Origin of the sequence: Bacillus silvicola (assembly GCF_050524305.1) — a bacterium.
Taxonomy (GTDB): Bacteria; Bacillota; Bacilli; order Bacillales; family Bacillaceae_G; genus Bacillus_A; species Bacillus_A cereus_AT.
Map to the genome: position 1 here is coordinate 902,501 of NZ_JBNGVC010000013.1, position 2,500 is coordinate 905,000.

A 2,500-nucleotide genomic window follows, 5' to 3' on the forward strand; every position below is an offset into this window, starting at 1 on the left:
TATACTCTAATCGTCAACACCTTTTATTCAATTAATAATAAAAATAATTCCACAGGTATTTTCTATATTAATTTCAGCTATTCACTTTCTCTATTTCAATGAAAATAATAAAAAAGGACATCTCATTACATACAAGATGTCCTTTTAATTAAACATTATATACATGCACTTATAAACCTTAACAATTTTCATTCTCTTTAATATTTCGATCGCCTAACATAAATAAATTAATTAATTTACGTTTATCTGCCCATATCACTCCAAATAAGACTAAGCCACCGCCTATTACTATTCTCCATGTTAATAATTCATTTAATAGAACAATTGAAGCAGCAATACTTATTAATGGTAATGCATTTAAATATAATCCACTTACTGATGCAGAAACTCTCTCTAGTGCTTTATTCCAAAACCAATATGCTAGAATTGTTGCCCCAATAACAAGATACACCACACTAAGTCCAGTCTTCCACGTTCCAACCTTTGGGAATCCATAATAAAAAGTTTCTACCATCGCAAATGGTAATAAAATAAACGCCCCAATAATTAAAGTTAATGTTGTAAAAACCTTGTTTGATAGATACTGTTCCTGTTTTGGCTGTTTTAACAATACCGTATAGAAAGCAAATAAGAAAGTGCTTAATAAAATAAGGATATCTCCTATTAAAGACACCTCTTGATCGACATTATTAGATGGAATTGTAATAAGAAGTACCCCTATACCCCCTAATATAATACCTATCCAATAATTCAGCTGAATTTTCTCTTTCAAAAAGAACGCCGAAAAAAGTATTGTAACTAACGGTAACGCAGCATCTATGATACTAACATGCAATCCACTGGTTAAAGAAATACCGTAGGATGTGAACATAAAGTATCCAGCTACACCAGTAAAAGATAACAAACTCATTCTTTTCCATGGAATATGTTTATGTACAAACGCTTTTTGTAGTTCGTTAAATGAGAAAAGCATACAAATTCCACCCGCAAAGAAAAGACGAATAAACAACAAAGTAAATGGTTGAATGGATTCTAATGCCCATTTCGTTGGCGCAATTGCCATCCCCCATAATATAACAGCCACTAATAACATGCATATTTCCTTCATAATCCCCCACACCCATCAAAAAATATATGTTAACTACCTTAATTATAGATTTTTTCTCATGTGAAATCCTTTAAAAACAAAAAACGTTGTGTGAAAAACAACTGAATAGCTATTTTCACATAACGTTTTCATATAAAAGGTAAAATATTTTGAGTCATTCTAAAACTTGATTAACATAAAAAGGTAATTCTTACCTTCAACTGGCATTTAAACGCATTACTATATCACCTTTTACGGCATTATCGTTCAAAATTTATTTTAAACATTCTCTATTTCATCTTTTTTCTTCTTTAAGATTATTAAATTTATGGATTATGACATTTGGTAAATAAAAATAAACACAAAAAAACCTAAGTCGAAACGACTTAGGTTTTTGCTTGGCGACGTCCTACTCTCACAGGGACAAGGTCCCAACTACCATCGGCGCTAGAGAGCTTAACTTCCGTGTTCGGTATGGGAACGGGTGTGACCTCTCTGCCATCATCACCAAACTATGAAGGCATATTCCTTCAAAACTAGATAACATTTGCTACATATTATATGGTTAAGTCCTCGATCTATTAGTATTCGTCAGCTCCACATGTCACCATGCTTCCACCTCGAACCTATCAACCTGATCATCTTTCAGGGATCTTACTAGCTTACGCTATGGGAAATCTCATCTTGAGGGGGGCTTCATGCTTAGATGCTTTCAGCACTTATCCCTTCCGCACATAGCTACCCAGCTATGCCCTTGGCAGAACAACTGGTACACCAGCGGTGCGTCCATCCCGGTCCTCTCGTACTAAGGACAGCTCCTCTCAAATTTCCTACGCCCACGACGGATAGGGACCGAACTGTCTCACGACGTTCTGAACCCAGCTCGCGTACCGCTTTAATGGGCGAACAGCCCAACCCTTGGGACCGACTACAGCCCCAGGATGCGATGAGCCGACATCGAGGTGCCAAACCTCCCCGTCGATGTGGACTCTTGGGGGAGATAAGCCTGTTATCCCCGGGGTAGCTTTTATCCGTTGAGCGATGGCCCTTCCATGCGGAACCACCGGATCACTAAGCCCGACTTTCGTCCCTGCTCGACTTGTAGGTCTCGCAGTCAAGCTCCCTTATGCCTTTGCACTCTACGAATGATTTCCAACCATTCTGAGGGAACCTTTGGGCGCCTCCGTTACACTTTAGGAGGCGACCGCCCCAGTCAAACTGCCCACCTGACACTGTCTCCCGGGTCGATAAGACCCGTAGGTTAGAATTTCAATACAGTCAGGGCGGTATCCCACCAGCGCCTCCACCGAAGCTAGCGCTCCGGTTTCAATGGCTCCCGCCTATCCTGTACAAACTGTACCAAAATTCAATATCAGGCTACAGTAAAGCTCCACGGGGTCTTTCCGTCCTGTC

1 protein-coding gene and 2 rRNA genes (1 of these 3 only partly in view) are annotated in these 2,500 nt (G+C 39.2%); all 3 read right to left on the reverse strand.

The annotated features are described in order from the left end of the window. Positions 1–178: 178 nt before the first annotated feature. Positions 179–1,093 (reverse strand): DMT family transporter, encoded by a 915-nt coding sequence (locus ACP6L7_RS26740; RefSeq protein ID WP_170961077.1) that lies wholly within the window; start codon positions 1,091–1,093, stop codon positions 179–181. A 390-nt stretch (positions 1,094–1,483) separates the two neighbouring features. Then, positions 1,484–1,599 (reverse strand): 5S ribosomal RNA (gene rrf, locus ACP6L7_RS26745). A 49-nt stretch (positions 1,600–1,648) separates the two neighbouring features. Continuing rightward, a 23S ribosomal RNA gene (locus tag ACP6L7_RS26750) occupies positions 1,649–2,500 on the reverse strand; it runs 2,070 nt beyond the window's last position.

What these genes read in the sequence shown, in the direction of transcription:
- ACP6L7_RS26740 (WP_170961077.1), bottom strand. Translation starts at nt 1,093, where the DNA reads ATGTTATTAGTGGCTGTTATATTATGGGGGATGGCAATTGCGCCAACG.